Origin of the sequence: Pseudomonas sp. efr-133-TYG-103a (genome assembly GCF_030209235.1) — a bacterium.
Classification (GTDB): domain Bacteria; phylum Pseudomonadota; class Gammaproteobacteria; order Pseudomonadales; family Pseudomonadaceae; genus Aquipseudomonas.
The window spans coordinates 40,816-66,585 of the sequence record NZ_JARVSK010000001.1 but is presented as its reverse complement, the minus strand read 5'-3'; the positions used below and the strand labels follow the sequence as shown (position 1 = coordinate 66,585).

General features: G+C 59.2%; 21 protein-coding genes, 2 tRNA genes and 1 pseudogene. 10 read left to right on the top strand and 14 right to left on the bottom strand.

The features are described from left to right. Positions 1-296 precede the first annotated feature (296 nt). The 3 genes from tsaA to QRN36_RS00345 all read right to left on the bottom strand — a co-directional run bounded on the left by tsaA (position 297) and on the right by QRN36_RS00345 (position 2,272). Complete coding sequence (tsaA, locus tag QRN36_RS00355; protein WP_285422346.1) at positions 297-1,001, bottom strand: tRNA (N6-threonylcarbamoyladenosine(37)-N6)-methyltransferase TrmO; 705 nt, start codon at positions 999-1,001, stop codon at positions 297-299. 31 nt (positions 1,002-1,032) lie between these two features. Beyond that, on the bottom strand, positions 1,033-1,494 hold the full coding sequence (locus tag QRN36_RS00350; RefSeq protein ID WP_093463434.1) for a DUF1456 family protein: 462 nt from the start codon (positions 1,492-1,494) through the stop codon (positions 1,033-1,035). A gap of 67 nt (positions 1,495-1,561) precedes the next feature. Next, positions 1,562-2,272, bottom strand: coding sequence for an rRNA pseudouridine synthase (locus QRN36_RS00345; protein ID WP_285422345.1), 711 nt, complete (start codon positions 2,270-2,272; stop codon positions 1,562-1,564). Between the two features lie 163 nt (positions 2,273-2,435). Here QRN36_RS00345 and QRN36_RS00340 point away from each other — a divergent pair, with 163 nt between their 5' ends. Further along, the gene (locus tag QRN36_RS00340; RefSeq protein ID WP_285422344.1) at positions 2,436-3,431 is read left to right on the top strand and encodes an alpha/beta fold hydrolase; all 996 of its coding nucleotides are present in this window, start codon (positions 2,436-2,438) and stop codon (positions 3,429-3,431) included. A 264-nt stretch (positions 3,432-3,695) separates the two neighbouring features. Here the strand turns inward: QRN36_RS00340 and QRN36_RS00335 are convergent, their stop codons facing one another. Then, positions 3,696-4,151, bottom strand: coding sequence for a GNAT family N-acetyltransferase (locus QRN36_RS00335; protein WP_285422343.1), 456 nt, complete (start codon positions 4,149-4,151; stop codon positions 3,696-3,698). A 115-nt stretch (positions 4,152-4,266) separates the two neighbouring features. After that, on the bottom strand, positions 4,267-5,604 hold the full coding sequence (gene rimO, locus QRN36_RS00330) for a 30S ribosomal protein S12 methylthiotransferase RimO (protein WP_306470135.1): 1,338 nt from the start codon (positions 5,602-5,604) through the stop codon (positions 4,267-4,269). 271 nt (positions 5,605-5,875) lie between these two features. On the opposite strand from rimO, the gene QRN36_RS00325 reads away from it, so the two are divergent. Next, positions 5,876-7,774, top strand: coding sequence for a potassium transporter Kup (locus tag QRN36_RS00325; protein WP_285422342.1), 1,899 nt, complete (start codon positions 5,876-5,878; stop codon positions 7,772-7,774). A gap of 104 nt (positions 7,775-7,878) precedes the next feature. Here the strand turns inward: QRN36_RS00325 and QRN36_RS00320 are convergent, their stop codons facing one another. The 4 genes from QRN36_RS00320 to QRN36_RS00305 form a co-directional block, all read right to left on the bottom strand. Further along, on the bottom strand, positions 7,879-9,171 hold the full coding sequence (locus QRN36_RS00320; protein WP_285422341.1) for an AcvB/VirJ family lysyl-phosphatidylglycerol hydrolase: 1,293 nt from the start codon (positions 9,169-9,171) through the stop codon (positions 7,879-7,881). After that, positions 9,171-11,816 (bottom strand): bifunctional lysylphosphatidylglycerol flippase/synthetase MprF, encoded by a 2,646-nt coding sequence (gene mprF, locus QRN36_RS00315; RefSeq protein WP_285422340.1) that lies wholly within the window; start codon positions 11,814-11,816, stop codon positions 9,171-9,173. The genes QRN36_RS00320 and mprF overlap by 1 nt, the downstream gene beginning before the upstream one ends. A gap of 332 nt (positions 11,817-12,148) precedes the next feature. Beyond that, positions 12,149-12,225: transfer RNA gene (locus QRN36_RS00310), tRNA-Met, on the bottom strand. 256 nt (positions 12,226-12,481) lie between these two features. Beyond that, positions 12,482-12,558: transfer RNA gene (locus tag QRN36_RS00305), tRNA-Met, on the bottom strand. Between the two features lie 258 nt (positions 12,559-12,816). On the opposite strand from QRN36_RS00305, the gene dinB reads away from it, so the two are divergent. Next, positions 12,817-13,875, top strand: a complete 1,059-nt coding sequence (gene dinB / locus QRN36_RS00300) for a DNA polymerase IV (RefSeq protein WP_285422339.1) — start codon at positions 12,817-12,819, stop codon at positions 13,873-13,875. Between the two features lie 4 nt (positions 13,876-13,879). Here dinB and QRN36_RS00295 read toward each other — a convergent pair whose 3' ends face one another. From QRN36_RS00295 to QRN36_RS00285, 3 genes are all read right to left on the bottom strand, one after another. Then, on the bottom strand, positions 13,880-14,836 hold the full coding sequence (locus tag QRN36_RS00295; protein ID WP_285422338.1) for a hypothetical protein: 957 nt from the start codon (positions 14,834-14,836) through the stop codon (positions 13,880-13,882). Positions 14,837-14,923: 87 nt separating this feature from the next. After that, positions 14,924-16,639: a proline--tRNA ligase gene (locus tag QRN36_RS00290; RefSeq protein ID WP_285422337.1), complete on the bottom strand. Its 1,716-nt coding sequence runs from the start codon at positions 16,637-16,639 to the stop codon at positions 14,924-14,926. A 173-nt stretch (positions 16,640-16,812) separates the two neighbouring features. Continuing rightward, a complete protein-coding gene (locus QRN36_RS00285; RefSeq protein WP_285422336.1) occupies positions 16,813-18,147 on the bottom strand; it encodes an OprD family porin in 1,335 nt (444 codons plus the stop codon). A 997-nt stretch (positions 18,148-19,144) separates the two neighbouring features. On the opposite strand from QRN36_RS00285, the gene QRN36_RS00280 reads away from it, so the two are divergent. Both QRN36_RS00280 and QRN36_RS00275 read left to right on the top strand, forming a co-directional pair. Continuing rightward, entirely contained in the window at positions 19,145-19,576 is a 432-nt protein-coding gene (locus QRN36_RS00280) for an HIT domain-containing protein (protein ID WP_285422335.1), read from the top strand. Next, positions 19,573-19,779, top strand: a complete 207-nt coding sequence (locus QRN36_RS00275; RefSeq protein ID WP_093463471.1) for a SlyX family protein — start codon at positions 19,573-19,575, stop codon at positions 19,777-19,779. Before QRN36_RS00280 ends, QRN36_RS00275 begins: the two co-directional genes overlap by 4 nt. Positions 19,780-19,839: 60 nt before the next feature. On the opposite strand, the gene QRN36_RS27480 is transcribed toward QRN36_RS00275, so the two are convergent. Then, a complete protein-coding gene (locus tag QRN36_RS27480; RefSeq protein WP_004667445.1) occupies positions 19,840-20,061 on the bottom strand; it encodes a cold shock domain-containing protein in 222 nt (73 codons plus the stop codon). 108 nt (positions 20,062-20,169) lie between these two features. Beyond that, positions 20,170-20,445, bottom strand: a pseudogene (locus tag QRN36_RS27475) (cold shock domain-containing protein membrane protein); the annotation flags it as partial. 438 nt (positions 20,446-20,883) lie between these two features. Between QRN36_RS27475 and QRN36_RS00265 the strand changes: the two are divergent. The 5 genes from QRN36_RS00265 to ruvC all read left to right on the top strand — a co-directional run bounded on the left by QRN36_RS00265 (position 20,884) and on the right by ruvC (position 25,669). Next, the gene (locus QRN36_RS00265) at positions 20,884-21,357 is read left to right on the top strand and encodes a Dps family protein (protein WP_093463475.1); all 474 of its coding nucleotides are present in this window, start codon (positions 20,884-20,886) and stop codon (positions 21,355-21,357) included. A gap of 391 nt (positions 21,358-21,748) precedes the next feature. Continuing rightward, on the top strand, positions 21,749-22,090 hold the full coding sequence (locus tag QRN36_RS00260; protein WP_093463478.1) for a ribbon-helix-helix domain-containing protein: 342 nt from the start codon (positions 21,749-21,751) through the stop codon (positions 22,088-22,090). Positions 22,091-22,367: 277 nt separating this feature from the next. After that, a complete protein-coding gene (aspS, locus tag QRN36_RS00255; RefSeq protein WP_093463480.1) occupies positions 22,368-24,143 on the top strand; it encodes an aspartate--tRNA ligase in 1,776 nt (591 codons plus the stop codon). A gap of 128 nt (positions 24,144-24,271) precedes the next feature. After that, positions 24,272-25,018, top strand: coding sequence for a YebC/PmpR family DNA-binding transcriptional regulator (locus QRN36_RS00250; RefSeq protein ID WP_093463483.1), 747 nt, complete (start codon positions 24,272-24,274; stop codon positions 25,016-25,018). Positions 25,019-25,144: 126 nt separating this feature from the next. Then, a complete protein-coding gene (gene ruvC / locus QRN36_RS00245) occupies positions 25,145-25,669 on the top strand; it encodes a crossover junction endodeoxyribonuclease RuvC (RefSeq protein ID WP_285422333.1) in 525 nt (174 codons plus the stop codon). The last annotated feature ends 101 nt before the right edge of the window (positions 25,670-25,770 follow it).

Here is a 25,770-nt window from a genome sequence, read left to right as displayed (position 1 = left end):
TCTGATTCTGCCGGCCATGGTGCCCGCGGAATATTGTTCTGACTGAAGATGTTCAGCGTTAAACGTGGCCCCTTCCCGAGTACGCTCGGTCCCACAGGGTTCTCAGGTGGCTGAACATTCTGGCTTCACTCGAAGCCTGTTGTGGGGGCGAGTTTGCTCGCGAAGACGTCAGTGCGGACACTGAAGGTTGGTGTCTGACAAAAAAACCGCCTGGAGGTCACGGACCAGGCGGTTTTTTTGTGGGCGATCGTCGGGTTGCAGGCAGGTCGGGTGCAGAGGGTGTCGGGTGCAGAGGGTCAGACAGACGCGGGCACGACCTCCAGCACCCGAATCAGCCCCGGCTGCGGATAATGCCAGCGCACGTCCAGATCCCAGAACTGCGCACCGTATCGACGCTCCGGCACAGGCGTCTGATACGCCGGGCGTGGGTCCTGAGCCAGGCATTGTTCGATCAGTTCCATCAGCGGCTCGCCGAGACGCAACGCATGCTCGCGTGCCTGAAGCAGGGCGCTATCGTCCCACTGCACGGGGATCAGATCCGGCGCGGCCGCCGCCATGCCGTTCCGGGCGTCGGCAATGACATCGGCGTAAGGCACGTAGGGCTTGACGTCCAGCACGGGCGTGCCGTCCAGCAGATCAATGCCTGAAAGCCACAGACGGCCCGCTTCGACTTTCTCCAGCCGGACGACCGACTGGCCGATGCCGTTCGGGCGATGGGTCGCACGGGTCGCGAACACCCCCATCGACTGATTGCCACCCAGGCGAGGGGGCCGCACCTTCAGCCGGGGTTTGTCCTCCAGCGCCTGATGAAACAGAAACAGCAGCCAGACGTGGCTCACCTGTTCCAGTCCTTGCACCGCATCGCCCTGATCGAAGGGCGCCACCAGTTCCAGCACGCCACGGGCGGCAGGCGCGAGTTGCGGCTGGCGTGGGATGGCGAACTTTTCCTTGAAGCAGGAGCGCACTAAGCCGATGGGCGAGACGTTGTAGGACTGAGTCATGCCGGCAGGCTCATTGGGGGTCCGCCAGGGCTCAACCGCGGACCCGCAGCGTCAGGCCGCGCAGGAAGTTACGCAGCAACTGGTCGCCGCACGGACGGTAGTTGTTGTGCCCAGCCTTGCGGAACAGGGCGCTCAGCTCGGGTTTGGACACCGGAAACTCTGCCGCCTTGAGGATCGCGTGCATGTCGTCTTCCTTGAGCTCGAAGGCCACGCGCAGCTTTTTCAGAACGATGTTGTTGGTCATCGGCAGCTCGATCGGCAATTGCGGACGGCTTTCGTCCTTGCCACGCTTGAAGAACACCAGACCGTCGAGAAAATGGGCCATGACCTCGTCACTGCAGGGCTCGAAGCCTTCTTCCTCGTCCTTCTTCATGAACGCCACGACCTGGTTTTTCGTGACCTCAAAACCGCCGAGCTTGATGATGTCCACCACTTTGGCGTCATTGATATCAAGCATGTAGCGAATGCTACGCAGTACATCGTTGTTCATCATGGTGCGTGTTTCCTGATCAATCGGTGTGAGCGCGCGCGACTGTTCGCGCGGCGCTGAGAAGAAGGGGTTAAAACTTTTCCTTGTCGGTCATGTAGCGCCATTGGCCTTCGGGAACCTTGCCGATGGACACGCCGCCCACCCGGATACGGCGGATCGCCACGACTTTCAGGCCGACGGCTTCGCACAGTTGGGCAATGACGCCCGGTTGCGGGTTCTTCATGGCGAATCGCAGGCGGTTTTCGTTCTGCCAGCTCGCCTTGACCTTCGGCAGTTCCTTGCCTTTGTACATCAGCCCGTGGTTCAGGCGGTTGAGGCCGTGAGCGACCATTTCGCCGGAAATCTCGACCACGTATTCCTGCTCGATCTTGCTGCGGTCATCGGTCAGTTTGCGCAGGATTTTCCAGTCCTGACTGAACACCATCAGCCCGCTGGCGTTGGCCTGAAGCGTGGAAATGGCTTCCAGGCGCAGGAAGTGTCCCTTGAGCGGACGCCGACCGACGCTGTGCTCGGCGGACAACGTATCGGGGCGGACCAGCGCGAGCGCTTTGTCTGGGGGCATGCCCGCCGGAACGTTGAACAGGATGGTCACCGCTTCGGGCGTGACGGCTTTCGCGTCCGGGCTCAGGGCGACGACCTGATCCTCGACCTTGAACTGCGGCTCGTCGACGACAACGCCGTCTACCGTGACCCAGCCGCCTTCGATGAACAGCTCGGCTTCGCGACGAGAGCAGCCGACCAGCTCGATAAGGCGTTTGGAAAGGCGAATGGGGTCAGTCATGAGAAAAGCCGTAACAGAAGGGAAAGGTGCCTATTGTACCCGTGCAAGCACCGTTAATCGCGGCAACATTGAAAATGCGCGTTCATTCAGACTCCATGCGAAGGATTTTTCCGAGAGTGGCGTAGGGCTGCTCTTGAACCGTCCCTTTGCCTGGAGCTTGTTCATGACCAAATGGTTACCCGCGTTGCTGATGAGTGTCAGCTTGCCGTTGCTGGCGGCACCGACGCCATCCTATGGCCCGCAGCTGGAAGGGTTCGAGTACCCGTTCCCGGCGCAGAACTTCAGTTTCGATTCCCAGGGCGCGCAGGTGCAGATGGGGTACATGGACGTCAAGCCGACCGGCACGCCCAACGGTCGCAGCGTGGTGCTGCTGCATGGCAAGAATTTCTGCGGCGCCACGTGGGAAGGCAGCATCAAAGCGCTGACGGCGGCGGGCTATCGCGTGGTGGCGCCGGATCAGATCGGTTTCTGCCGTTCGAGCAAGCCGGCCGATTACACCTATTCCTTCGAGCAGCTGGCGCAGAACACCAAAGCGCTGCTGACCCATCTGGGTATCGATCACGTCACGGTCGTCGGCCATTCGATGGGCGGCATGCTGGCAACGCGTTTTGCCCTGATGTATCCGCAACAGGTCGATCAGTTGCTGCTGGTCAACCCCATCGGGCTTGAGGACTGGAAGGCCAAAGGCGTGCCGGACCGCAGCTTTGATGATTGGTACGCCCGTGAGCTGAAGACCAGTGCCGAAAGCATTCGCAAGTACCAGCAATCGACCTATTACGCCAACGAATGGCGGCCGGAGTTCGATCATTGGGTCGATATGCAGGCCGGAATGTTCAACGGCAAGGGCAAGGAGGAGGTGGCTCGGGCGTCTGCGCAGACTTACGGGATGATCTTCAATCAGCCCGTGTTCTACGATTTCGAAAAACTGCAAATGCCGACGGTGCTCTTTATCGGGCAGAAGGACAACACCGCCATCGCCAAGGACGCTGCGCCTGAAGCGTTGCGCAAGACGTTGGGCAATTACCCGGAGCTTGGCAAGGCGGTGGCCCGACGCATCCCGAACGCGACGTTGATCGAGTTCGCCGGACTGGGCCATGCCCCACAGATCCAGGACCCGCAGCAGTTCAATAAGGTACTGCTGGAGAGCTTGAAGCGTTAACGCAACGCCCATCTTGCAGGCAGCATCTTTTGTGTAGGAGTGAGCAAGCTCACTCCCACAGGGATCTCCGGGCATTCCCGACTCTCCTCCCGGACACGAATCCTGTAGGAGCGTCGCTTGCCCGCGATCTGCCGGGAACCGGCAGCAAAATCGGTGAATGCTGTGTGTCAGGCCTATTGCCGCCTTTGGTTTACACCTGCTGCGCAGCCGATCACGGGGGCGTAAAGACAGTTGGCTCACGCCTACATGGGGTTGCGTAAAGCCTTAACGCACTGACTTGATCCGCATCCGCAGCATCGGATACGGCCTGCCAAGCCCGTCCACTTTCGACCTTCCGACCACCTCGAATCCCTGCTTCTCATAGAAGCCCAGCGCCTGCGGATTCTGTTCGTTCACGTCCAGCTCAGTCACCAGAAAGTGTTCGATCGCGTAGTCCAGCAGTTTCTTGCCCAGCCCCATGCCGCGGTAGTCGGGGGCAATGAAGAGCATTTCCAGTTTGCCCGGCGTCGTGCCGCCGAACCCGGTGATGTGCAGGTGCGAATCACGCGTGCAGAACAGATTCACGGCGCCCAGGTATTGGGTCAGCAGCAGATTGCGCAGCAGCTTGATGTAGTCATCCGGCAGGAAATCGTGAGTCGCGCGAACCGAGGCTTCCCAGACCTGGGTGAGTTCCTCGTAATCGTGTTGCCTGGGCAGGTAGATGACCGAGTGATGGGTCATGTTGCCGCGTCTCCTTCTGACGATGACGATCGGTAATGTGATGACGATAGCCAGAAAAAACAAACCCCGCCGTTCGAAAAGGGCGGGGTTGTTCAGGGTGCAGCCCGAGGAGGTGTCAGACGGGTTCGGCCCACAGGTCGTACTCGTCTGCGTCGACCACGCGGCACAGGATCTTGTCGCCCGGCTTGAGGTCGCGGTCGCTTTCCACGAAGACGTTGCCATCGATTTCCGGTGCGTCGAAGAACGAACGGCCAACGAAGCCCTGTTCGTCCACTTCATCGATCAGGACTTCGATTTCCTTGCCGATCTTCATCTGCAGGCGCGCGGCGCTGATGGCCTGCTGGTGCGCCATGAAACGATCCCAACGATCCTGTTTGATGTCGTCCGGCACGATCGCAGCGTCCAGCAGGTTGGCTGGCGCACCTTCGACCGGCGAGTACTGGAAGCAGCCGACGCGATCGAGCTGCGCCTCGGTCAGCCAGTCCAGCAGGTATTGGAAGTCCTCTTCGGTCTCGCCCGGGAAGCCCACGATGAACGTGGAGCGGATGATCAGGTCCGGGCACTGCTCGCGCCAGTTCTTGATGCGCGCCAGGGTCTTGTCTTCGAAGGCCGGGCGCTTCATCAGCTTGAGGATCTTGGGGCTGGCGTGCTGGAACGGGATGTCCAGGTACGGCAGGATTTTCCCCTCGGCCATCAGCGGGATGATCTCGTCCACGTGCGGGTACGGATAGACGTAGTGCATGCGCACCCAGACGCCCAGCGAACTCAGGGCCACGCACAGCTCGGTCATGCGGGTCTTGACCGGCTGGCCGTTCCAGAAACCGGTGCGGTATTTGACGTCGACGCCGTAGGCGCTGGTGTCCTGCGAAATCACCAGCAGCTCTTTGACGCCGGCCTTGACCAGACGCTGCGCTTCGTCGAGCACATCACCCACCGGACGGCTGACCAGTTTGCCGCGCATGGACGGGATGATGCAGAAGCTGCAGCTGTGGTTGCAGCCTTCGGAAATCTTCAGGTATGCGTAGTGACGCGGGGTCAGCTTGACGCCTTGCGGCGGCACCAGATCGATCAGCGGATTGTGATCGAGCTTGGGCGGCGCGGCATCGTGCACGGCGTTGACCACTTGCTCGTACTGCTGCGGACCGGTCACGGCCAGCACGCTGGGGTGCACGTTGCGAATGACGCTTTCATCCACGCCCATGCAGCCTGTCACGATGACCTTGCCGTTTTCGGCGATCGCTTCACCGATGGTGTCCAGCGATTCGGCCTTTGCGCTGTCGATGAAACCGCAGGTGTTGACCACCACGACGTCGGCATCTTCGTAGGTCGGCACGACCTGATAGCCTTCCATGCGCAGCTGAGTGAGGATGCGCTCCGAATCGACGAGCGCCTTGGGGCAACCCAGAGAAACGAACCCGACCTTGGGGGCGGCAGGCGTGATGACGGTGGACATTGACTAACCTCGGCGTAGGTATGCCTGGGCGACTGGCCGAGGCATTGACTGGGCGCTTGGCGCGCCTCTGATCAAAAAGTGCGCAATTCTATCGATGAGTCGATCGATTGACCAGTCTTAAACCGAGAATTACGACGAGTGCTGCGCTATGCTTCGCGCCTTGAACCCGGCGGCCCGCGTCGGCCGGGTGCATCGGAATTTACCCGTACGGCGCAGGTCAATCTCACAGCGCCGTGTCGCGGTGCTCGAGTCATGGTTTCAGGAGTGGTAAATGGGTCACGCAACGAGTCAGGCAGAAGCCGGGCAGCATTCAGCGAAACCATTGAGTCTGTTGGTGGGAGCGGTGGGGGTGGCGTACGGCGACATCGGCACCAGCCCGCTCTACACGATCAAAGAAGTCTTTGTCGGCGGTTACGGGGTGCAGGCCGGCCACGACGCGGTATTGGGTATCCTGTCGCTGATCTTTTGGGCGTTGATCTGGGTCGTGTCCTTCAAATACATGGCACTGGTGTTGCGCGCCGACAACGACGGTGAGGGCGGCATCATGGCCCTGACGGCGCTGGCACGCCGGGCCTCGGCACGTTTTCCCAGGTTACAGGCGACCATGATCGTGTTCGGCCTGTTCGGCGCGGCCTTGTTCTATGGCGACAGCATGATCACTCCGGCGATTTCGGTGCTCTCGGCGGTCGAGGGCATGGAACTGGCGTTTGATGGCCTGGACCACTGGGTGGTGCCGATTGCCCTGATCGTGTTGGTGGCGCTGTTTCTGATCCAGCGGCATGGCACGGCGCGTATCGGCGTGATGTTCGGCCCGATCATGGTGCTGTGGTTCGTCACGCTGGGGGCGCTGGGTATTCACGGGATCATCCAACAACCGGAAGTGCTGCACGCGGTCAATCCGGTCTGGGCGTTGCGCTTTTTCATTGATCATCCGGGCATCGGCGTCGCTGTGCTGGGTGCCGTGGTGCTGGCGCTGACGGGCGCCGAGGCGCTGTATGCGGACATGGGGCACTTCGGTCGCAAGCCGATTTCCCGCGCCTGGTTCGGGCTGGTGCTGCCGGCGCTGGTGCTCAATTATTTCGGCCAGGGCGCACTGGTCATCGAGAACCCCGAAGCGGTGCGCAACCCGTTCTATCTGCTGGCGCCGGGCTGGGCGCTGCTGCCGCTGATCGGGCTGTCGACGCTGGCGACCATTATCGCTTCTCAGGCGGTGATTTCCGGTGCGTTTTCGATGACCCTGCAGGCGATCCAGCTGGGCTACATCCCGCGCATGTACATTCAGCACACGTCCAGTGATGCACAAGGCCAGATCTACATTGGCGCAGTGAACTGGTCCTTGATGGTCGGTGTGATTCTGCTGGTGCTGGGCTTCGAGTCATCCGGCGCGCTGGCATCGGCCTATGGCGTGGCGGTCACCGGCACCATGCTTTGCACCACGATTCTGGTGTCCTCGGTCATGCTGTTGGCGTGGAAGTGGCCGCCGCTGGTAGCAATCCCGATTCTGCTGGGCTGCCTGTTCGTGGACGGCATGTTCTTCGCCGCCAACGTGCCGAAAGTCGTGCAGGGCGGGGCCTTCCCGTTCCTCGCCGGTATCGCCCTGTTCATTCTCATGACCACCTGGAAGCGCGGCAAGCAGTTGCTGGTCGATCGCATCGATGAGGGCGGGCTGCCGTTGCCGATCTTCATCAGCAGTATTCGCGTGCAGCCGCCCCATCGTGTGCAAGGCACAGCGGTGTTCCTCACTGCCCGCCCTGACGCCGTGCCCCACGCGCTGTTGCACAATATGCTGCACAACCAGGTGCTGCACGAGCAGGTGGTGTTGCTGACGGTGGTGTATGAGGACACCCCGCGTGTTCCGGCCGCCCAGCGTTTCGAGGTCGAGTCCTACGGCGAAGGGTTCTTCCGGGTGATTCTGCACTTCGGTTTCATCGATGAACCGGACGTCCCGGCCGCGCTGAAGCTGTGCCATCTGCCTGATCTGGATTTCAGCCCGATGCGCACCACCTACTTCCTCAGCCGCGAAACCGTGGTCTCGACCAAACTGGCCGGGATGGCGCGCTGGCGCGAAGGGCTGTTCGCTTTCATGCTGAAAAACGCCAATGGCAACCTGCGTTTCTTCAAGCTGCCGTACAACCGCGTGATCGAATTGGGGACGCAGGTGGAGATGTAAGCCGTCAGAAGGCGCCGGTATTCCTGCGGTTGAAGCGGGCAGGTGTGCAGAAAGCAAAAATCCCCGCAGTCTCACGAGTGCGGGGATTTTTTTGTGCCCTGGATTTACTCGGCGGTGGCTGCTTCCTTGCCTTTCCACTTGTCGATCACCGCGATCAGACGCTTGGCAAGGGCAGGGTAGTCCTCGTCAAAGTGATGGCCGCCGGGCAGTTGCTGCTTCTGGCCAGGGGCGGTGGCTTCGGTGCACCCGCTTTCGTCTTTCTCTTCCACGCCGTAGACGCAGAACACCTTGTCGCCCGGCAGTTTGGCCATTTCCGGGCCAGTGGCGGCTTCTTTGCCGGAGGCGCCGAGCCAGCCTTCTACGGCGATTTCAAAGCTGCCGCTGCGCGCAAATGCCAGCAGGATGATGCCGTCGACTCGCGCCTTGTCGTCTTCCGGCAGGCGGTTGTAGATCGCGGGCAGCACGTCGGCACCGAACGAGTAGCCGGCGAGGACAAAGTGCTTGGCGCCCCACTTCTGCCGGTAATGCGCCATCAGCTCGCTCAGGTCAGTCGCGGTCTGTTCCGGCGATTTGTGTTCCCAGTAGTAGCGCAGGGTGTCGATGCCGACCACCGGGTAACCGCCGGATTTCGCCATGTCGCCCGCCACGTCTTTGTCCAGATCACGCCAGCCGCCGTCGCCGGAAAGGAACAAAGTGACAGTGTCCGAAGGCTGGCTCGAAGGCACTTCCACTACCGGAATATTCAGCCCGCCGTTGGCGTCGTCGGCGATCAGCAGATGACGGACTTCGGTGTTCAGGATCTGCGGGTACTTGATGTCGTAGTCGCTGATCTTGGTTTCGGCGTTGGGGGTGTCACGCACGAACACCGCCGTTTCATCATCCGGACCGTCGTTCCACGCCACAGTCCATTTGCCATGCGCCGCGGCCTTCGGCGCCGGGACCTTGCAATCCGGCTGATTGAGCACGAAGTTGACCGAGATCGCCTGGGCCTTGTCGTTGCTCTGCTGGGCGAGCCAGTCCCAGGCGACCGAGCCCCCGGCGCTGATACCTGCCACGACGTCGGGTGCGCCATCGAGCTTCTGCAGCGCGGCGTTGAAGGATTTCTCCTGCAACTGGCAGTCGTCTTTGGGCAGCACCACCTGAATGACCTGCGCAGAAGCGTCATAGCTCAGCGCGAGAACTTGCTTCTCGGTCAGAGCATCTTCAGTGGTCACGGCCAGTGCCACGCGGGTCTTGACCTTGGTAGACGGCGTTGCGCGCAGCAGCGCCGAGCCATCGTCCAGCGTGAGGCGTTCCAGTGTCGGTTGTGCGGCGGGGCGGTTCCACAGCCAGAAACCCAGTGCCACTACCAGAATGACCAGGGCAGCGAGCAAAAAGCGCCAGTAGCGTTGAATCATCAGCGTTTCACCAATCCAGTCAGGCCGCCTGCAATCAGGGCGGCGGTGTCTGCCAGTGCCACCAGCGGATCGAGTCCGGCGGGCACGGCCATATAACGGGGTTCCCAGTCAGGCTGGAATTTGTCTTTGAAGCGACGCAGTCCCTGGAAGTTGTAGAGCTGCTCGCCGCGACTGAACACCATCGAACCCAGACGCTGGGTTAACGGCGCGCCTCGGCGCGGCTGCAGGCCAGACAACGGCACCATGCCGAGGCTGAAGCGTGCATAGCCTTCCTTTTTGTAATGCAGAATCAGGCCGACCATCATGAATTCCATGGTCAGCTTCGGCGCATCCGGGTGCGAGCGCATCAGATCCAGGCTCGCCAGATCGTTGCGCGACGTCTCCAGCAAGTTGGCGAATGCCACCGGTTTGCCTTCGAAGTGGATGATGGCGATCCGGAAATGCTTGAGGTAATCCAGGCTGAAGCGGCCGAGGGAAAAGCCTTTCTCGCGCACGTTCTTGCCGGTCAGCCAGGCATCGGAAATCACTTTCAGCTCATCCATCGGCGCCTGGCCGACTTCGTAGATTTCCAGTGACAGACCGTCGCGGCCACCCCGGTTCCAGGTGTAACGCAGGTCCTTCATTTCCTTGCCTTTGGCGTCGATGTCGAACTTGTGCAGATCGACCCGCGCCTCTTCACCGAGCTTGATCGCGGTCAGGCCGATGTCCATGTAGAAGGGCAGGTTCTCGGCACGCACCTGATAGAACACTGGACGCGCGTGGTGCACGTCGCACAGGTCGCGGAATTGCCAGATCAACTCGGCACGTTGTTGCGTCGGGCCGATCGGATCGTACAGCGCCACCAGGCTTCGGCCGCGATGGGCGTACATCAGGAACGCGTTGCCGTCCGGGTGCATCAGCACGGCCTTGTCGCCGGTCAGCACCAATCCGCCATCCGGCTGGCTGGAGGCTTTGATGATCTCTGCGGCCTTGGCCAACTGGGTTTCGTCAGGCAGCACGATCTGCGGACGCGCCGTGCGCAGCAGCCAGGTCAGCGAGACGATCACCAGCAGAACGGCACTGCCCAGCGCCGAACGCAGACCGCGCGGGGCATCGGCGTCCAGGGTGAACTGCCACCACAACTGATGGCTGTAGGGAACGTCCTGATAGGCGAACAGCAACAGCCAGAACGATGCACCCAGAACACACACGCTGGCGACCAGATACAGCGGCGAAAACGGCAGTTCCAGCAAACGACTCGGCCGGTAGAACGAACGGCGGAAGATAGCCAGCAGGCAAGCGGTCAACAGCAGCAGACTCGCTTCTTCCCAGTCGAAGCCTTTGAGAATCGACAGAATCGAGCCCACGAACAGCAGGATCGTGGTCAGCATCCATGCTGCAGACAGCCGACGACGGAGGCCTTGAGCCAGCAACAGGCACAGCACGCCGATCAGGCTGGCGCCGAAGTGCGAGGCGTCGATGAGTCGGTGGGGAATGAGAAAACCGAGGCTTTCCAGGCGGGTGTCGATTTCCGGCGTGGCGCCGGAAAACAGCAGCACCACGCCCGATAGAAAGACCAGCAGCGCCAGGATCGGCGCGCCCAGGCCGGAAGCCACGCGCATGGCCTGGCGGGCAAAAAGGAAACGCTTGGCCTCGCTGAACAGCAAGACCAGACACGCGATCAACAGTGGCAGCACGACGTAGATCAGGCGATACAGCAACAGTGCGGCCGCCAGTGGCGCGGCGCCCAGTTCGTCGGCGAAGGCGGTCAGCAGAATGGCTTCGAAGACCCCGACACCGCCGGGTACATGGCTGAGCACCCCTGCGGCCAGTGCCAACAGATACACCAGCAGGAACGCGCCGAACGGCGGGGCGGACGGCAACAGCAGATAAAGCACCGCAGCCGCTGCCGCGACATCCAGTGCCGTGATCACCAGCTGCATCAGTGTCAGGCGCAGGCCTGGCAAGCGCAGGGTGCGACGACCCGCCCGGACCAGCAGGTTGTGAGGAATGGTTTGTTCAGGCAGGCGCCGACGGTACACAGCAACGCCCAGAGTCAGGCTGATCGCAAGCACGGCGACGGCCGCCGTTGCCAGCACCGGCACCGACAAGTGCAATGCGAGAGAGGCCGCCGGCAGATCGCTCAATGTTGCCAGCGCGGCCAGAGGCGGCAGGGCACAGCCCAGCGACAGGCTGGCAAACAGGGTCATGTGGGCAACTTCGCCCGCGCCCAGGCCCAAGCGCGAATACAGACGATAACGGACCGAACCGCCAGACAGCATCGACAGGCCGACAGCATTGCCGATAGCGAACGCGCAGAAGCCGCCCATCACCAGACTTTTGGCAGGCAGATCGACATTGGCGTAGCGACTGGCCGACCATTCATAGCCCAGCAGAATGGTGAAACCAATGATGGTTGCCAGTACCGCGCCGCCCAGCGAGGGCAGCGGAACACTGAGCAGAGAGTCCTGCAGAGCATAAATGTCCAGCTCTGTCAGCATGTGGCGGCAGGCGATCAGGGCAAGGGCGAACAGGATGATCGTGACGGCGAGCCCGATGGGTTGACGGTACTTGCTCACCAGCTCGCGTACGCGCAGTCGGTTGGTGGGAGCCGCAGGCGGGCTCTCCGGGACTGCTTCGTTTGTGTCAGATGGGTTGGCGCGCATCAATCACTCCTTGGATCGTGCGCGACAGGATGGGGGTATACAGCCAAGTTACCAATCCCTACGCAAAAAATAATTCAGGATGTTAGCGCTTCAACGTCTAACGAGCGAATACGGCAGTTACGTTTCGGTGACTGTTCAGTCTAGGTTCAGTTGCTGGCCAGCATATCGGCAGAGGGGAGCAAAACTGTCGCGCCCGGCAACATACAGTAACAAGCCGATGCGGACGACCGCTCTCGACTTCGGAATGTGACAAACATTTACGCGTGCTGTTCGTGGGCCTTTCGTCAGGGCAAAAAAAAGGCCACTCTTTCGAGTAGCCTTTTTTAGACGCTTGGTTGCGGGAGCCGGATTTGAACCGACGACCTTCGGGTTATGAGCCCGACGAGCTACCAGGCTGCTCCATCCCGCGTCTGTGAGGCGGCATTCTACAGTCGAACGATAAAGTGTCAACCTTTAATGCCAAGGATCGACAAAATAACCGCGTTTGCACAGATGGCGCACCTAAGTGGCGATCGGACAAGGCTTTTATCTCGACGGCTCGGCAGGGCAGGTCGCCATCATCCGTCGATGATGTTTCATTTGTATGAATGAAAAGGTCGAGGCGCCGTCTGAAAAACAGACGCGCACAAAAAAGGCCACTCTTTCGAGTAGCCTTTTTTGATGTTTGGTTGCGGGAGCCGGATTTGAACCGACGACCTTCGGGTTATGAGCCCGACGAGCTACCAGACTGCTCCATCCCGCGTCTGTGTGGCGGCATTCTACAGAGGAACGCCAGCCTGTCAAGCAATCATCGGAAAAAACTGCTTTTTCTTCAATTGGTTAGCGATCTGCCTGGGTCAGGAGGCCGGCTGAAGCCATGCCGTGCGGGGCTCGGCGCCGCGGTATGCCGCGCTTCTCACGCGCTGGGAGGCATCGGTTTTCGGCAAGTCATTTGCCCTGAAGAGTGTCAGACGCTTACGCGAGTGAGATACTGCACAACCGTTTTCCTACGACCGACGTCATGCCGCAGCGCAAAATCATCCATATCGACTGTGACTGCTTTTATGCAGCCATAGAAATGCGCGACGACCCGAACCTTGCAGGCAAACCCTTGGCGGTGGGCGGTTCAGCTGACCGGCGAGGGGTGATTGCGACCTGCAACTATGAGGCGCGGGCGTATGGTGTGCGTTCGGCGATGTCGTCGCGGCACGCCATTTCTCTGTGTCCGGACCTGACCATCGTCAAGCCTCGCATGGAGGCCTATAAAGAAGCGTCAAAGGAAATTCACACCATCTTCCGCGACTACACCGATCTGATCGAGCCGCTGTCGCTGGATGAGGCGTATCTGGACGTGTCTGCCAGCGAACATTTTTCCGGCAGCGCCACGCGCATCGCTCAGGACATCCGCCGGCGGGTTTCCAGCCAGCTTCACATCACGGTCTCAGCGGGCGTCGCGCCCAACAAGTTTCTCGCCAAGATCGCCAGTGACTGGAAAAAGCCCAATGGCCTGTTCGTCATCACTCCGGATCAGATCGAAGCGTTCGTCGCGCAGTTGCCCGTGTCCAAGCTGCACGGGGTCGGCAAGGTCACTGCCGATAAGCTGGCACGCCTGGGAATCGTCAACTGCACGGACCTGCGTGACTGGAGCAAGTTGTCGTTGGTGAGGGAGTTTGGCTCGTTCGGCGAGCGGCTGTGGAATCTGGCACACGGTGTGGATGAGCGCCCTGTGCAGAATGACAACCGCCGACAGTCTGTCAGCGTCGAGAACACGTTCGACACGGATCTGCCTGATCTGGCCAGTTGCCTGTTGGAGTTGCCCGCCTTGCTCGAGAACCTGAACGGACGCATCGCGCGCATCGACACGCTTTATCGACCTGGCAAGCCGTTCGTGAAAGTGAAGTTTCATGACTTCACCCAGACGACGCTGGAGCAGGCCGGTGCGGGACGCGATCTGGACAGCTACGAGCAACTGCTGACCCAGGCCTTTGCTCGGGGCGCAAAACCGGTGCGCCTGCTGGGGATCGGGGTGCGCCTGCATGATCTGCGCGGCGCCCATGAACAGTTGGAGTTATTCAGCTAGACGCTCATTCACTGCCGACGGGAACCGCGACCAGGCGGCCGGCATCCTTGGCCAGTGACCTGAGGAATTCGTGCTGCAGCTGCGGATCGTTGCGTGTCATCTCGATCAGTGACTGCTCCAGATCGCTGGCCTGTTCCTCCAGCCCCAGCTCGGAAAGGCGCTTGATCCGGTGTACCCACTGGCTCACTTCATCGTCTTCCAGATCGTCATAAATCAGATCGTGCGCCTCTATCAGCTTGCCGCGCAGGGATTTGCTCAACGGCAGGCTGGCTGTCGCCTGCACGTTGCTCTGATCGTCCTGCACTTTGAACGTCAGTTGGGTGACGTGGCTCAGGTTCTGCTCGGCGAAGGGGCTATCCAGCAGGTTGATGCGCAACACCCCGTTGCGATCGGTATCCAGCTCGCTGATGTCCTTTCCGGCCGTGATTTCCACCGGCGCTTCGCTCCATGGCAGGCTCGAATGCTCGACCCGATGATCGAGCTGGACTTCATCGATGCTCGCCAGGTTCTGCTGCGCACGTCCGTGCGAAGGGGCGTTCATGAACGGGTTGATGCCGGCTACGCCGTAGCTGAGCCAGTCTTTGGTCACGCTGTCGGGAAGGCTGCCGAACGTGACCACGTTCACTACGTTTGCCCCGACGCCTGCCACGATTGCGACCGCCCCCAGCGGGATTTCGTAGATCTCGCGCCACGGCTGATACGGCGTGTAGCGATCGTAATGGCGGGTGACTTCGAACTCGGTGACGTCGAAGGTCTTGAGTTCATGAATGCGTATGCGACGCTGCGGCAGTTCAAGTGTCTTGGGCTCGCCGATGTCGACCTGAAAGCTGTGGTCGAGCAATTTGCGCTCGACGCGCTCTTCATGCTCACTGCGTTGAGACAGGTGGTTGGCGCAACCGCTGACGAACAGGCTCGCGGACAAAACGGCGCCCGCCAGGCTTGAGGATTTTCGCTTGAACATGAGATCTCTTGCTGCAGGTAAGGGGTACTTGCCTGGACAAAACAGGTCGCAACGGCGCGCCCGCATCAACGCGGACGCGCCATCGACTCAGCGGTTGATGCGGCCCTTTATGAAGGACAACACATCGGCCACTGGCAGCGCCTGGGCTTGCGGTTCGGTGCGGCTCTTGTACTCGAGATTGCCCTCGGCCAGACCGCGGTCACTGACAACGATGCGATGTGGAATGCCGATCAGTTCCATGTCCGCGAACTTGATGCCCGGACTGGTTTTCTTGTCTCGGTCATCCAGCAATACCTCGAAACCGGCAGCGGTCAGTTCCGCATACAGCTTGTCGGTGGCTTCGCGAACAGCATCGGTTTCGTAACGCAATGGAACCAGCGCAATCTGGAAAGGCGCAAGTGCGTCGCTCCAGATGATGCCGTTCTCGTCATTGTTCTGCTCGATGGCCGCCGCAACCACGCGCGAAACGCCGATGCCGTAGCAGCCCATGGCCAGGGTGACCGGCTTGCCGTTCTCGCCCAGTACCTGGCATTTCATCGCGTCGCTGTATTTGGTGCCCAGCTGGAAGATGTGGCCGACTTCGATACCGCGCTTGATGATCAGCGTGCCCTGGCCGTCAGGGCTTGGGTCGCCCTCGACGACATCGCGCAGATCTGCCACTTCCGGAACGGGCAGGTCACGCTCCCAGTTCACGCCGAAGTAGTGCTTGTCGTCGATGTTCGCACCGATCCCGAAGTCGCTCATCAGCTCGACCGAGCGATCGATGATGCAAGGCAGCGGCAGGTTCAGCGGGCCGAGCGAACCGGCACCGGCGCCAATCGCTTCGCGCAGTTCGGACTCCGAAGCCATGACCAGCGGGCTGGCAACCAGTGGATGGTTGGAGGCCTTGATTTCGTTGAGCTCGTGGTCCCCGCGAATGATCAGGGCAATCAGCTTGCCTTCTTCCGCAGCGTGGACGACCAGCGTCTTGACAGTCTTTTCGATGGCCAGACCGAATTGCTCGACCAACGCAGCGATGGTTTTTGCATCTGGGGTATCGACCAGGCGCAGCTCCTCGGTTGGGGCAGGGCGGCTGGTTTCCCGTGGAATCGCTTCTGCCTTCTCGATGTTGGCGGCGTAGTCAGAGGTGTCGCTGAATACGATATCGTCTTCGCCCGATTCGGCCAGTACGTGGAATTCGTGAGAACCGGCGCCACCGATCGAGCCGTTGTCCGCAACCACAGGGCGGAAGTTCAGACCCAGGCGGGTGAAGACGTTGCAGTACGCCTGATGCATGCGGTCGTAGGTTTCCTGCAGGGAATCCTGGGTGGCATGGAAAGAGTAGGCGTCCTTCATGATGAATTCGCGGCCGCGCATCAGGCCAAAGCGTGGACGGATCTCGTCACGGAATTTGGTCTGGATCTGGTACATGTTGATCGGCAGCTGTTTGTAGCTGTTGAGCTCGTTACGCGCCAGATCGGTGATCACTTCCTCGTGAGTCGGACCCGCGCAGAAGTCACGATCGTGGCGGTCCTTGAGGCGCAGCAGTTCAGGGCCGTACTGTTCCCAGCGGCCGGATTCCTGCCACAGTTCTGCCGGCTGAATGCCGGGCATCAATACTTCCAGTGCGCCAGCAGCGTCCATTTCTTCGCGAACGACGGCCTCGACCTTGCGCAGTACACGCAGGCCCATGGGCAGCCAGGTATAAAGGCCGGAAGCGAGTTTGCGAATCATGCCGGCGCGAAGCATCAGCTGGTGGCTGATCACGACCGCGTCGGAAGGCGTTTCTTTCTGTGTGGCGAGCAAATATTGACTGGTACGCATGGTCGGCCGTTGTCGGTTGCTGTGACTGGGAAATGACCTGGCATTGTACGGTGGTGATACGGTCGAGTACAGGGCGGGAGGGCTTCGCGGGCGGTCGGATACCTGATGTTCCGTAAACGAAAAAGCCCGGCACGAGGCCGGGCTTTTTCTGTAGCGAGTGTCAGAAAGCGCGATTACAGGACCGAAATCGGGTAGTCGACGATCAGACGGAACTCGTTTACATCGCCTTCGCCCTGATCGGCGTTAGCGCGGTGCCAAGCTTGACGAATACGGAACGACAGGTCTTTCGCAGGGCCAGTCTGTACAACGTATTTAGCTTCAAGGTTGGTCTCGTGGTGGCTACCATCCGCACCGTACAGACCTGCGTACAAGCTGTTAGATGGAGTATGAGTACCGTCAATGTCCTTACCGCTGATGTAACGGGTCATGAAGCTCAGACCAGGTACGCCGTACGGAGCCATATTCAGGTCGTAGCGAGCCTGCCAGGATTTCTCGCCTGGACCGTTGAAGTCGGAGTACTGAATCGAGTTCGCCAGGAAGATCGAGTCACCGCCGCGTACCAGACCAGCATCGTTCAGGGAGATGTAGTCGAAAGGTACATCGCCATTAACTTTCTGGAAGGCCAGGGTCAAGGTATGTGCGGCCAGGAACGAGTAAGCAGCCGATGCGGACCAAGTGGTGTTGCTGATGTCGCCCAGCTTGGAGCTGCCGGTATCCTTGGTGTTGTAGATGTTGAAGTCAAAAGCCAGGGACTGATCATCAGTCAGTGGCAGAGCATAGTTCACGTTGCCGTAGTACTGGTTGAACACGTCTTCCAGTTTCGCAGCATAGAACTGCACAGCCAGACTGTCGGTGATGGAGTATTTGCCGCCAGCATAGTCAGCGCTGCCTACGTCCAGGTCTGCCGGGCCGTATGCCGTACCCAAGCGACCATCGCGGTTGGTGCTGTCTTGCGAGGTGCCGGAGTAGAAGTGACCGCCTTCTACATCCAGGCCTTTGATTTCGCTGCTCTGCAGAGTGATGCCGCTTGCGGTTTGTGGCAACAGCCGCGAGCCGCCAACTGCGAACACTGGAGCCTGTGGCTGCATATCGCCAATTTTCAGCTCAGTTTTCGAAACGCGGAACTTAACGGCGCCACCGGCTTTGCCGAAGCTGTCGTTGTTACGGCCTTGGGAGTCAACGCTCAGGTTGCCAGAGCCGGAGTAGTGGTCTTGGCCGTCCAGTTTGAAGCCTGCGTAACCAAAGGCGTCGATACCTACACCGATCAAACCCTGGGTGTAGCCGGAGCTGTAGTTACCCCAGAAGCCCTGAGTCCAGTCCTTGTCGTCTACACCAGTGTTTTTCTTGTCACGGTTGTAGTAGTAGTTGCGAGCTTTGACGTCCAGCTTGCTGCCTTCTACAAAACCAGTTGCTTCGGACTGATCGCTTACGAATGCCGCAGCCGATGCCAATTGGGTACTGGCCGCAGTAACTGCCAGGGCGATTGCGCTCCACTTCATCACTCTCATCGTGACTTTGCTCCTTTGGTTTTAAGAAGAGTACCGCCGTTCACCTGTTTTTTTATCTGAACGGCTCTTTCTTTTTGGTGTCGGCGAAACTTATAGCACGCTGACATTATTGGCGATAGTTACGAACCTATCCTTTCAATTTCTTTACGGCCATGTCGCAAATCAGCTCTGTCCATGTCGCTACTGAACAGCTCCATATTTAAAGACGTACAACTACCGCAGTACTCTTCGAAGGCCTGATCCCTGTCCGCAGTGATCGAGGTCAAGCCATTCCGAATGCCCCCAGAAGCATGCTCGCCATTTTTGCTTGACCAGAAAGCCGATCTCAATGATCCAGCATTTCTGTTCCTGTCCGTGACAAAGCAACAACCGTGCACAAAGTTCCAGTCTCCTGAAAAAAAATCCTCAAACCCGTGCAATGACTTTGAGTGTTTGGGCTAACCCGCTGATTTTTATGGATAAAAAAATGTGAGAAAAAAAGCTTTTCCGTTACGTTTCGCTGAGGGTAGAGGAGAAAAATGTCACTGACGTTACCTGTTACCGACAGCGAGTGGGTAATTCCCGGATAACTCTAAGGTCTGCCGCATCAAGAGTGAGTCGTTTTGGTGCATGGGGCCGACAAATCGCCTGAAATTGGTACGGACGTGCCTTCGTCAACGAGACTCTTGACCGAAAAGTCAGCACTCATCATTTCCGGTCATGGGTGGACCCTTCTAAACCGTGCATTACAGCGGTATTACGGGCGATTGAGCTCTCCAGCGGTCGCCGTTTCTCGCTGCGTCATCTCAGTGCGCTCAGTACGAAAACGTACGTTACCGGTGCGTCCTGCAAATTCCGGTGGCGATGACCGTGAATCAACACCATCCGTGCAAAATGCTCCGATTGCGCGTGCTCGGGGTGAATCCCCCGGGTTTCCCGAGTATCCTGCCCGCAATTGACGGTTTATTTCGACGCTCCGCGTGCGCCGCCGAGCTCATCATTGAACAGGAGTAATGGCGTGTTCGTACTAGATCCGCGCTTGATGCAAGACACTTTGCCGGTGGGCGATTTCCCGCTGTGTCGGTTGTTGCTGTCGAATGACTCAAACTATCCGTGGTTCATCCTGGTGCCCAGGCGTGCTGATATAAGCGAAGTCTTCGAGCTCTCCGAATCGGAACAGACTCAACTCTGGAAAGAGACCTCGCAGCTGGCGCAAATACTTAGCGAGCTATTTAGTGCAGATAAGATGAATGTTGCCGCATTGGGTAATGTGGTCAAACAACTGCACATGCATGTCATTGTCCGCCACGTTGGGGATGCTGCCTGGCCTGCACCTGTCTGGGGTAAAATGGCGGCCTCGCCTTATTCTGCAGGCGAGGTGGCCGACATCATGTCCAGGTTGAAACCCGTGTTGACGAGCGAATTCGTATTTGCTCAGGAGCAGCCATGAACCTTGAAGACCGTGTGATGGAGCTGGAGAGTCGTCTTGCGTTTCAGGACGACACCATTCAGGCGCTCAACGATGTACTCATCGCCCAACAACGCAGCATGGAGCGTCTGCAACTGCAAATGGCCGCCCTCATCAAGCGTCAGGAAGAAATGGGCGGGCAGTTCGAGGCATTCGAGGAAGAAGCGCCTCCCCCTCATTATTAATGTGGGCTTGAAGCCAAAAAAAACCGCGCCCTTGAGCGCGGTTTTTTTGTGACGTCGCGATCAGCGGCGCGGCAATGCTGCAATCACGTCTTCGGCCTGCAGGCCTTTGTCGCGATTCATCACGGAGAATTCGACGCGCTGGCCTTCGACCAGGACGCGGTGGCCTTCACCGCGAATCGCTCGAAAGTGCACGAAAATATCGTCCCCGGAGTCACGAGAAATAAAGCCGAAGCCTTTGGAGGTGTTAAACCACTTCACCGTACCTGTGTCGCGATTGCCCAGGTCGTGCGACTGCGGCGCAGGTGAAGGCGATGACCTGTAAAAGCTCACGGCCAGATGCACGGCAACCGCGATCACGACGGCCAACAGGCTGACCAGAACGGCCGGTTGTCCAGCGATCGTTTCCAGAGGGACGAGCAACGTGAGGATTTGAAGAACCACGGCCAGGACGAGCAAGACGCTGACCAGATTTTGCAGTTGATGACGCGGACCTTTGTTCCAGTACGGGATCACTGGCGCAAGCACCAGGTTGATGAGGCCGAAAAACGCCAGGTACAGCGCATCCGGTTGGGACAGGTAAGAAGACAGCGCTTCACTACGCAGGCTAGGGATGAATGACAGCAGCAGGGCAGCTGCGCCCGTTAGCAGATGGACTATTTTCAACATTTTGATGACTCACATTAAGATGGATCGCAAGGAAATAGCTGGTGATTTTCGGTACGCTTCTGAAAAAAGGGAGGCGTGATGCACGAGCGTCGGTCCAGCCTATGCACAGTTGTCCCGAGATAAGGTCCAGCTGCGACACATCTGTATTTAACAGCAAAGCCGAGAGCTACTCAAATCAAGCGCTTAGCGCAAGCGTCCGCGTTAGATGGTGGCTATTTGTCCATATCTGGCGGTTTCCAGCTCGACCCGTGTTCCAGAGCCGTCGAGGCGCGGATCGAGCAGAATTCCGATGGTCTGCCGCCGTTCACCCGTGCCGAATGCCAGCAGTGGGCAACATTGACAGCGGGTTATATGGATGGATGGCTGCGCAGTCCTGTGCGTCTTGGTAGAGTGGTCGGCAGTTGTTTGGCAAATACCATCATATAAAGAGGACTAAGCATGGCAATCGATATCGGCATCAGCGAAGAAGATCGCAAGTCTATCGTGGACGGTCTTTCCCGCCTGCTGGCAGATACGTATGTGCTGTATCTGAAAACCCATAACTTTCACTGGAACGTCACGGGGCCGATGTTTCGCACTTTGCACCTGATGTTCGAAGAGCAGTACAACGAGCTGGCGCTGGCGGTCGATCTGATTGCCGAGCGCATTCGCGCGCTGGGCTTTCCGGCGCCCGGCACCTATTCGACCTACGCACGTCTGTCCTCGATCAAGGAAGAAGAGGGCGTGCCGGCTGCCGAAGACATGATCCGTTCTCTGGTTCAAGGTCAGGAAGCCGTCACCCGTACCGCTCGCAGTATTTTCCCTCTGCTGGATAAAGTCAGTGACGAACCGACTGCGGACTTGCTGACCCAGCGCATGCAGGTTCACGAGAAAACCGCGTGGATGCTGCGCGCGATGCTCGAGAACCAGTGATACCCGTCAGGCAGGCGGCTTCGGTCGCCTGCCTGCATTCCATCGATACCTCCCTTCCTGCAGTTGCGTCCCCCGGCCGACCAAGCCCCTTGGCTGACCGACAAAATGAAACGTTTAGTCTGTTGAATATGAGTGGCCGGGCATCGCCTGGTTGCCGGATTTTCTGCGCATTTAATTTGTTAAAAATATATATTTAATACCATCTTAAGCTTCAGGAATTACCCGTCTTTTAAGTGTCGAAAATCACCATCAAACTGTGGTGATGTCCTACGTGTTTCAGGTGTTGCTTCTGCTGGCTAAGCCCCGAGGAATACGGCTTGATAGGCATCGTGTTGATTTGATTTCAGATGTTTCCAACACGCTGTCTACCACTGCATTCGAGGGCAACTAAATGAGTGAAAATATTGCGCAGGATCCCCGGGAGTCGAACCGATGTTTGAACGTTCGGGGTGATCCTTTCATAGAAACTTTCAACATGGATCTGGCTCAGCCGCATTCGCGTTCGGTGAGGCTGAACGGGCTGGCCACCTGCCTGCGGCTGGAGGAGGTGTATTGGGACATCCTGTCGGAAATCGCGAGGTTCAATAACTGTTCGATCAATGCGGTCCTGTCCTTCATCGACCGTGAAGTCCATTTGCGTTACGGCGGCGTCAAAAACTTCAGCGGCCTGATTCGTGTGGTGTGCGTAGCGCATCTGCTCAATGCCGAGGGCTTTCGGCTCTCGCCGATCTGAATCCGGCACGACCCCCTATTCCACGGGTTCGCCAAGGCGAGCCCGGTTTCGCGGTAGGCCCGGCGGTGAGACAGCCTCATGCCGGGCAACTTCTTGATCAGTATCGGCCTGCGCGGCTGCACAGCCTTGATTAACCCTATATAATCCCCCGCCTTACTCTGGAAGGCAGGGACTGACCGTCGGGTTGAACTGCATGCCAAGGCTCCTGCACCATTGCGCACTGGCGACGGGCGAGAGCTCCACCGAATTCCGAATTACGAGAAGTGAACACACGATCATGATGCGCAGCCATTATTGCGGCCAACTGAACGAGAGCCTGGAAGGTCAGGAAATTACCCTTTGCGGATGGGTCCACCGCCGTCGCGACCACGGGGGAGTGATTTTCCTCGATATCCGCGATCGTGAAGGGCTGGCGCAGGTGGTGTTCGATCCTGATCGCGCGGATACATTCGCCATCGCTGACCGTGTTCGCAGTGAATACGTCGTCAAGCTGACCGGCAAAGTCCGTGCCCGTCCGGCCGGTGCCGTCAACCCGAACATGGCTTCCGGCGCGATCGAAGTGCTGGGTTACGAGCTGGAAGTGCTGAACGAGTCGGAAACGCCTCCGTTCCCGCTGAACGAATATTCCGACGTCGGCGAAGAAACCCGCCTGCGTTATCGCTTCATCGACCTGCGTCGCCCGGAAATGGCAGAGAAGCTGCGTCTGCGCTCGCGGATCACTTCGAGCATCCGTGGCTTCCTGGACGGCAACGGCTTCCTGGACGTGGAGACGCCGATCCTGACTCGCGCAACGCCTGAGGGCGCTCGCGACTACCTGGTGCCAAGCCGTACTCACGCCGGCAGCTTCTTTGCGCTGCCGCAGTCGCCGCAATTGTTCAAGCAACTGCTGATGGTGGCCGGTTTCGACCGTTACTACCAGATCGCCAAGTGCTTCCGTGACGAAGACCTGCGTGCCGACCGTCAACCGGAATTCACCCAGATCGACATCGAGACCAGCTTCCTCAACGAAGCCGACATCATGGGCATTACCGAGAGCATGATTCGCAAGCTCTTCAAGGAAGTGCTGGATCTGGAATTCGGTGACTTCCCGCACATGACCTTCGAAGAAGCCATGCGCCGCTACGGTTCCGACAAGCCAGACCTGCGCAACCCGCTGGAACTGGTAGACGTTGCGGATCAGCTGAAAGACGTCGAGTTCAAGGTCTTCAGCGGTCCTGCCAACGATCCGAAATGCCGCGTGACCGCCCTGCGCGTGCCTGGCGGCGCGAGCATGCCGCGCAGCAAGATCGACGATTACACCAAATTCGTCGGCATCTATGGCGCCAAGGGCCTGGCCTACATCAAGGTCAACGAGCGCGCCAAAGGTGTCGAAGGTCTGCAATCGCCGATCGTCAAGAACATCCCGGAAGCCAATCTGAACGTGATTCTGGATCGCGTTGGTGCCGTGGATGGCGACATCGTTTTCTTCGGTGCCGACAAATTCAAGATCGTCAGCGAGGCTTTGGGCGCGCTGCGTATCAAGCTGGGTCACGACTTCAATCTGCTGACCTGCGAATGGGCGCCGATGTGGGTCGTCGACTTCCCGATGTTCGAAGAGAACGACGACGGCAGCTTCACCGCGCTGCACCACCCGTTCACCGCGCCCAAGTGCACGCCTGAAGAACTGGAAGCCAACCCGGCCACAGCGCTGTCTCGCGCTTACGACATGGTGCTGAACGGTACTGAACTGGGCGGCGGTTCGATCCGTATCCACCGCAAGGAAATGCAACAGGCGGTGTTCCGTCTGCTGGGTATCGCCGAAGACGAACAGCAGGAGAAGTTCGGCTTCCTGCTCGACGCCCTCAAGTACGGTGCGCCACCGCATGGCGGTCTCGCGTTCGGTCTGGATCGTCTGGTCATGCTGATGACGGGCGCTCAGTCGATCCGCGAAGTCATCGCGTTCCCGAAAACCCAGAGCGCGGCCGACGTGATGACTCAGGCGCCAGGCGCGGTCGATGCCAAGGCATTGCGCGAGCTGCATATCCGCCTGCGCGAAACGCCGAAGGCTGAGTAACACCGGGTAGAGCGGGCCAGCGATGGCCCGCTTTCACACCCAGGCCCTAAAAAGGCACTTATTCGAGTGAAGCGTTCTCTGTCGGGTTCGACGAGAGGGCGTGCGAGTTTCAAGGTTTGGAGCGTGTTATGGCTGGTCATTCCAAGTGGGCGAACATCAAGCACCGCAAAGAGCGTCAGGATGCCAAGAAAGGCAAGATCTTCACCAAGTGGATTCGTGAGCTGACGGTTGCCGCCCGGCAAGGTGGTGGCGATCCGGCGTCGAACCCGCGTTTGCGTCTGGCTCAGGACAAGGCGCTCGGCGCGAACATGAGCCGCGACATCATTGATCGCGCCATTGCCCGCGGTGCCGGCGCCGCCGATGCCGACGACATGGTCGAGTTGGGTTACGAGGGCTACGGTCCTGGTGGTGTGGCGGTGATGGTCGAAACCATGACTGACAACCGCAACCGTACGGCGGCCGCAGTTCGGCATGCGTTCAGCAAATGTGGCGGCAACCTCGGCACCGACGGTTCTGTTTCCTATCTGTTCGAGCGCAAGGGTCAGATCTCGTTCGCGCCAGGCGTTGACGAAGACGCGCTGATGGAAGCGGCGATGGAGGCTGATGCCGACGACGTCGTGACGCACGAGGATGGCTCCATCGATGTCTTCACCTCGTTCGCCGGATTCTATGCCGTGCGCAATGCGCTGGAGGCGGCGGGCTTCAAGGCCGCTGACGCTGAAATCGTGATGCAACCGACCACCAGCGCCGTTCTGGATCTGGAGATGGCGGAGAAGGTCCTTAAACTGATCGACATGCTTGAAGACCTGGACGACGTGCAGAACGTCTATTCCAACGCTGAAATCCCGGATGACGTGATGGAGCAGCTTGGCTGACCGTCACTGTTGTCTGGACCTGAGGCCGGAGGCACGAAGCGCTGATTCGATCATCGCTATCGGCCTCCGGCTTCTGCCTTTATGCTGCGTTCAAACGTGCGCGTCACCTCTCAAGCTGCAGGCGTTATGACTCTTATTTTAGGTATCGACCCCGGTTCGCGAATCACCGGTTACGGTGTGGTGCGTGATACCGGGCGTGGCTGCGAATACGTGGCCTCCGGCTGCATCCGCACCGGCAGCGGGCTGCTGCATGAGCGCCTGCAGATCGTGTATCGCGGCGTGCGCGAGGTCATTCAGGCGTATGGCCCGATGACCATGGGGATCGAAAAGGTGTTCATGGCGCGAAACGCCGATTCGGCCCTCAAGCTGGGTCAGGCCAGGGGCGCAGCCATCGTGGCGGGTGCCGAGGAGGGGTTGGAGATCGCTGAGTACACCGCGACTCAGGTCAAGCAGGCGGTGGCAGGCACGGGTGGCGCGAACAAGGATCAGGTGATGATGATGGTCATGCACTTGCTCAAACTGACCGCCAAGCCCCAGATAGATGCATCGGATGCGCTGGCGATCGCATTGTGTCATGCGCATACCCGCTCCAGCCTGATACCGCACGGCCTCAATACTGCACGCAGTCGTGGTGGTCGGCTGCGTCTCTGATAGCATCATTCGCTCATAAATTTTTACTTGCGGCTCATGTGAGTCCTGCAAACATGACGGCCTGGGTTGAGCGTGGGCTAGCGCAGCGACGGGCTAACGGA

Coding starts and splice junctions, on each gene's coding strand:
- tsaA (WP_285422346.1), bottom strand. CDS start 1,001: ATGACTCAGTCCTACAACGTCTCGCCCATCGGCTTAGTGCGCTCCTGC.
- QRN36_RS00350 (WP_093463434.1), bottom strand. CDS start 1,494: ATGATGAACAACGATGTACTGCGTAGCATTCGCTACATGCTTGATATC.
- QRN36_RS00345 (WP_285422345.1), bottom strand. CDS start 2,272: ATGACTGACCCCATTCGCCTTTCCAAACGCCTTATCGAGCTGGTCGGC.
- QRN36_RS00340 (WP_285422344.1), top strand. CDS start 2,436: ATGACCAAATGGTTACCCGCGTTGCTGATGAGTGTCAGCTTGCCGTTG.
- QRN36_RS00335 (WP_285422343.1), bottom strand. CDS start 4,151: ATGACCCATCACTCGGTCATCTACCTGCCCAGGCAACACGATTACGAG.
- rimO (WP_306470135.1), bottom strand. CDS start 5,604: ATGTCCACCGTCATCACGCCTGCCGCCCCCAAGGTCGGGTTCGTTTCT.
- QRN36_RS00325 (WP_285422342.1), top strand. CDS start 5,876: ATGGGTCACGCAACGAGTCAGGCAGAAGCCGGGCAGCATTCAGCGAAA.
- QRN36_RS00320 (WP_285422341.1), bottom strand. CDS start 9,171: ATGATTCAACGCTACTGGCGCTTTTTGCTCGCTGCCCTGGTCATTCTG.
- mprF (WP_285422340.1), bottom strand. CDS start 11,816: ATGCGCGCCAACCCATCTGACACAAACGAAGCAGTCCCGGAGAGCCCG.
- dinB (WP_285422339.1), top strand. CDS start 12,817: ATGCCGCAGCGCAAAATCATCCATATCGACTGTGACTGCTTTTATGCA.
- QRN36_RS00295 (WP_285422338.1), bottom strand. CDS start 14,836: ATGTTCAAGCGAAAATCCTCAAGCCTGGCGGGCGCCGTTTTGTCCGCG.
- QRN36_RS00290 (WP_285422337.1), bottom strand. CDS start 16,639: ATGCGTACCAGTCAATATTTGCTCGCCACACAGAAAGAAACGCCTTCC.
- QRN36_RS00285 (WP_285422336.1), bottom strand. CDS start 18,147: ATGAGAGTGATGAAGTGGAGCGCAATCGCCCTGGCAGTTACTGCGGCC.
- QRN36_RS00275 (WP_093463471.1), top strand. CDS start 19,573: ATGAACCTTGAAGACCGTGTGATGGAGCTGGAGAGTCGTCTTGCGTTT.
- QRN36_RS00265 (WP_093463475.1), top strand. CDS start 20,884: ATGGCAATCGATATCGGCATCAGCGAAGAAGATCGCAAGTCTATCGTG.
- QRN36_RS00260 (WP_093463478.1), top strand. CDS start 21,749: ATGAGTGAAAATATTGCGCAGGATCCCCGGGAGTCGAACCGATGTTTG.
- aspS (WP_093463480.1), top strand. CDS start 22,368: ATGATGCGCAGCCATTATTGCGGCCAACTGAACGAGAGCCTGGAAGGT.
- QRN36_RS00250 (WP_093463483.1), top strand. CDS start 24,272: ATGGCTGGTCATTCCAAGTGGGCGAACATCAAGCACCGCAAAGAGCGT.
- ruvC (WP_285422333.1), top strand. CDS start 25,145: ATGACTCTTATTTTAGGTATCGACCCCGGTTCGCGAATCACCGGTTAC.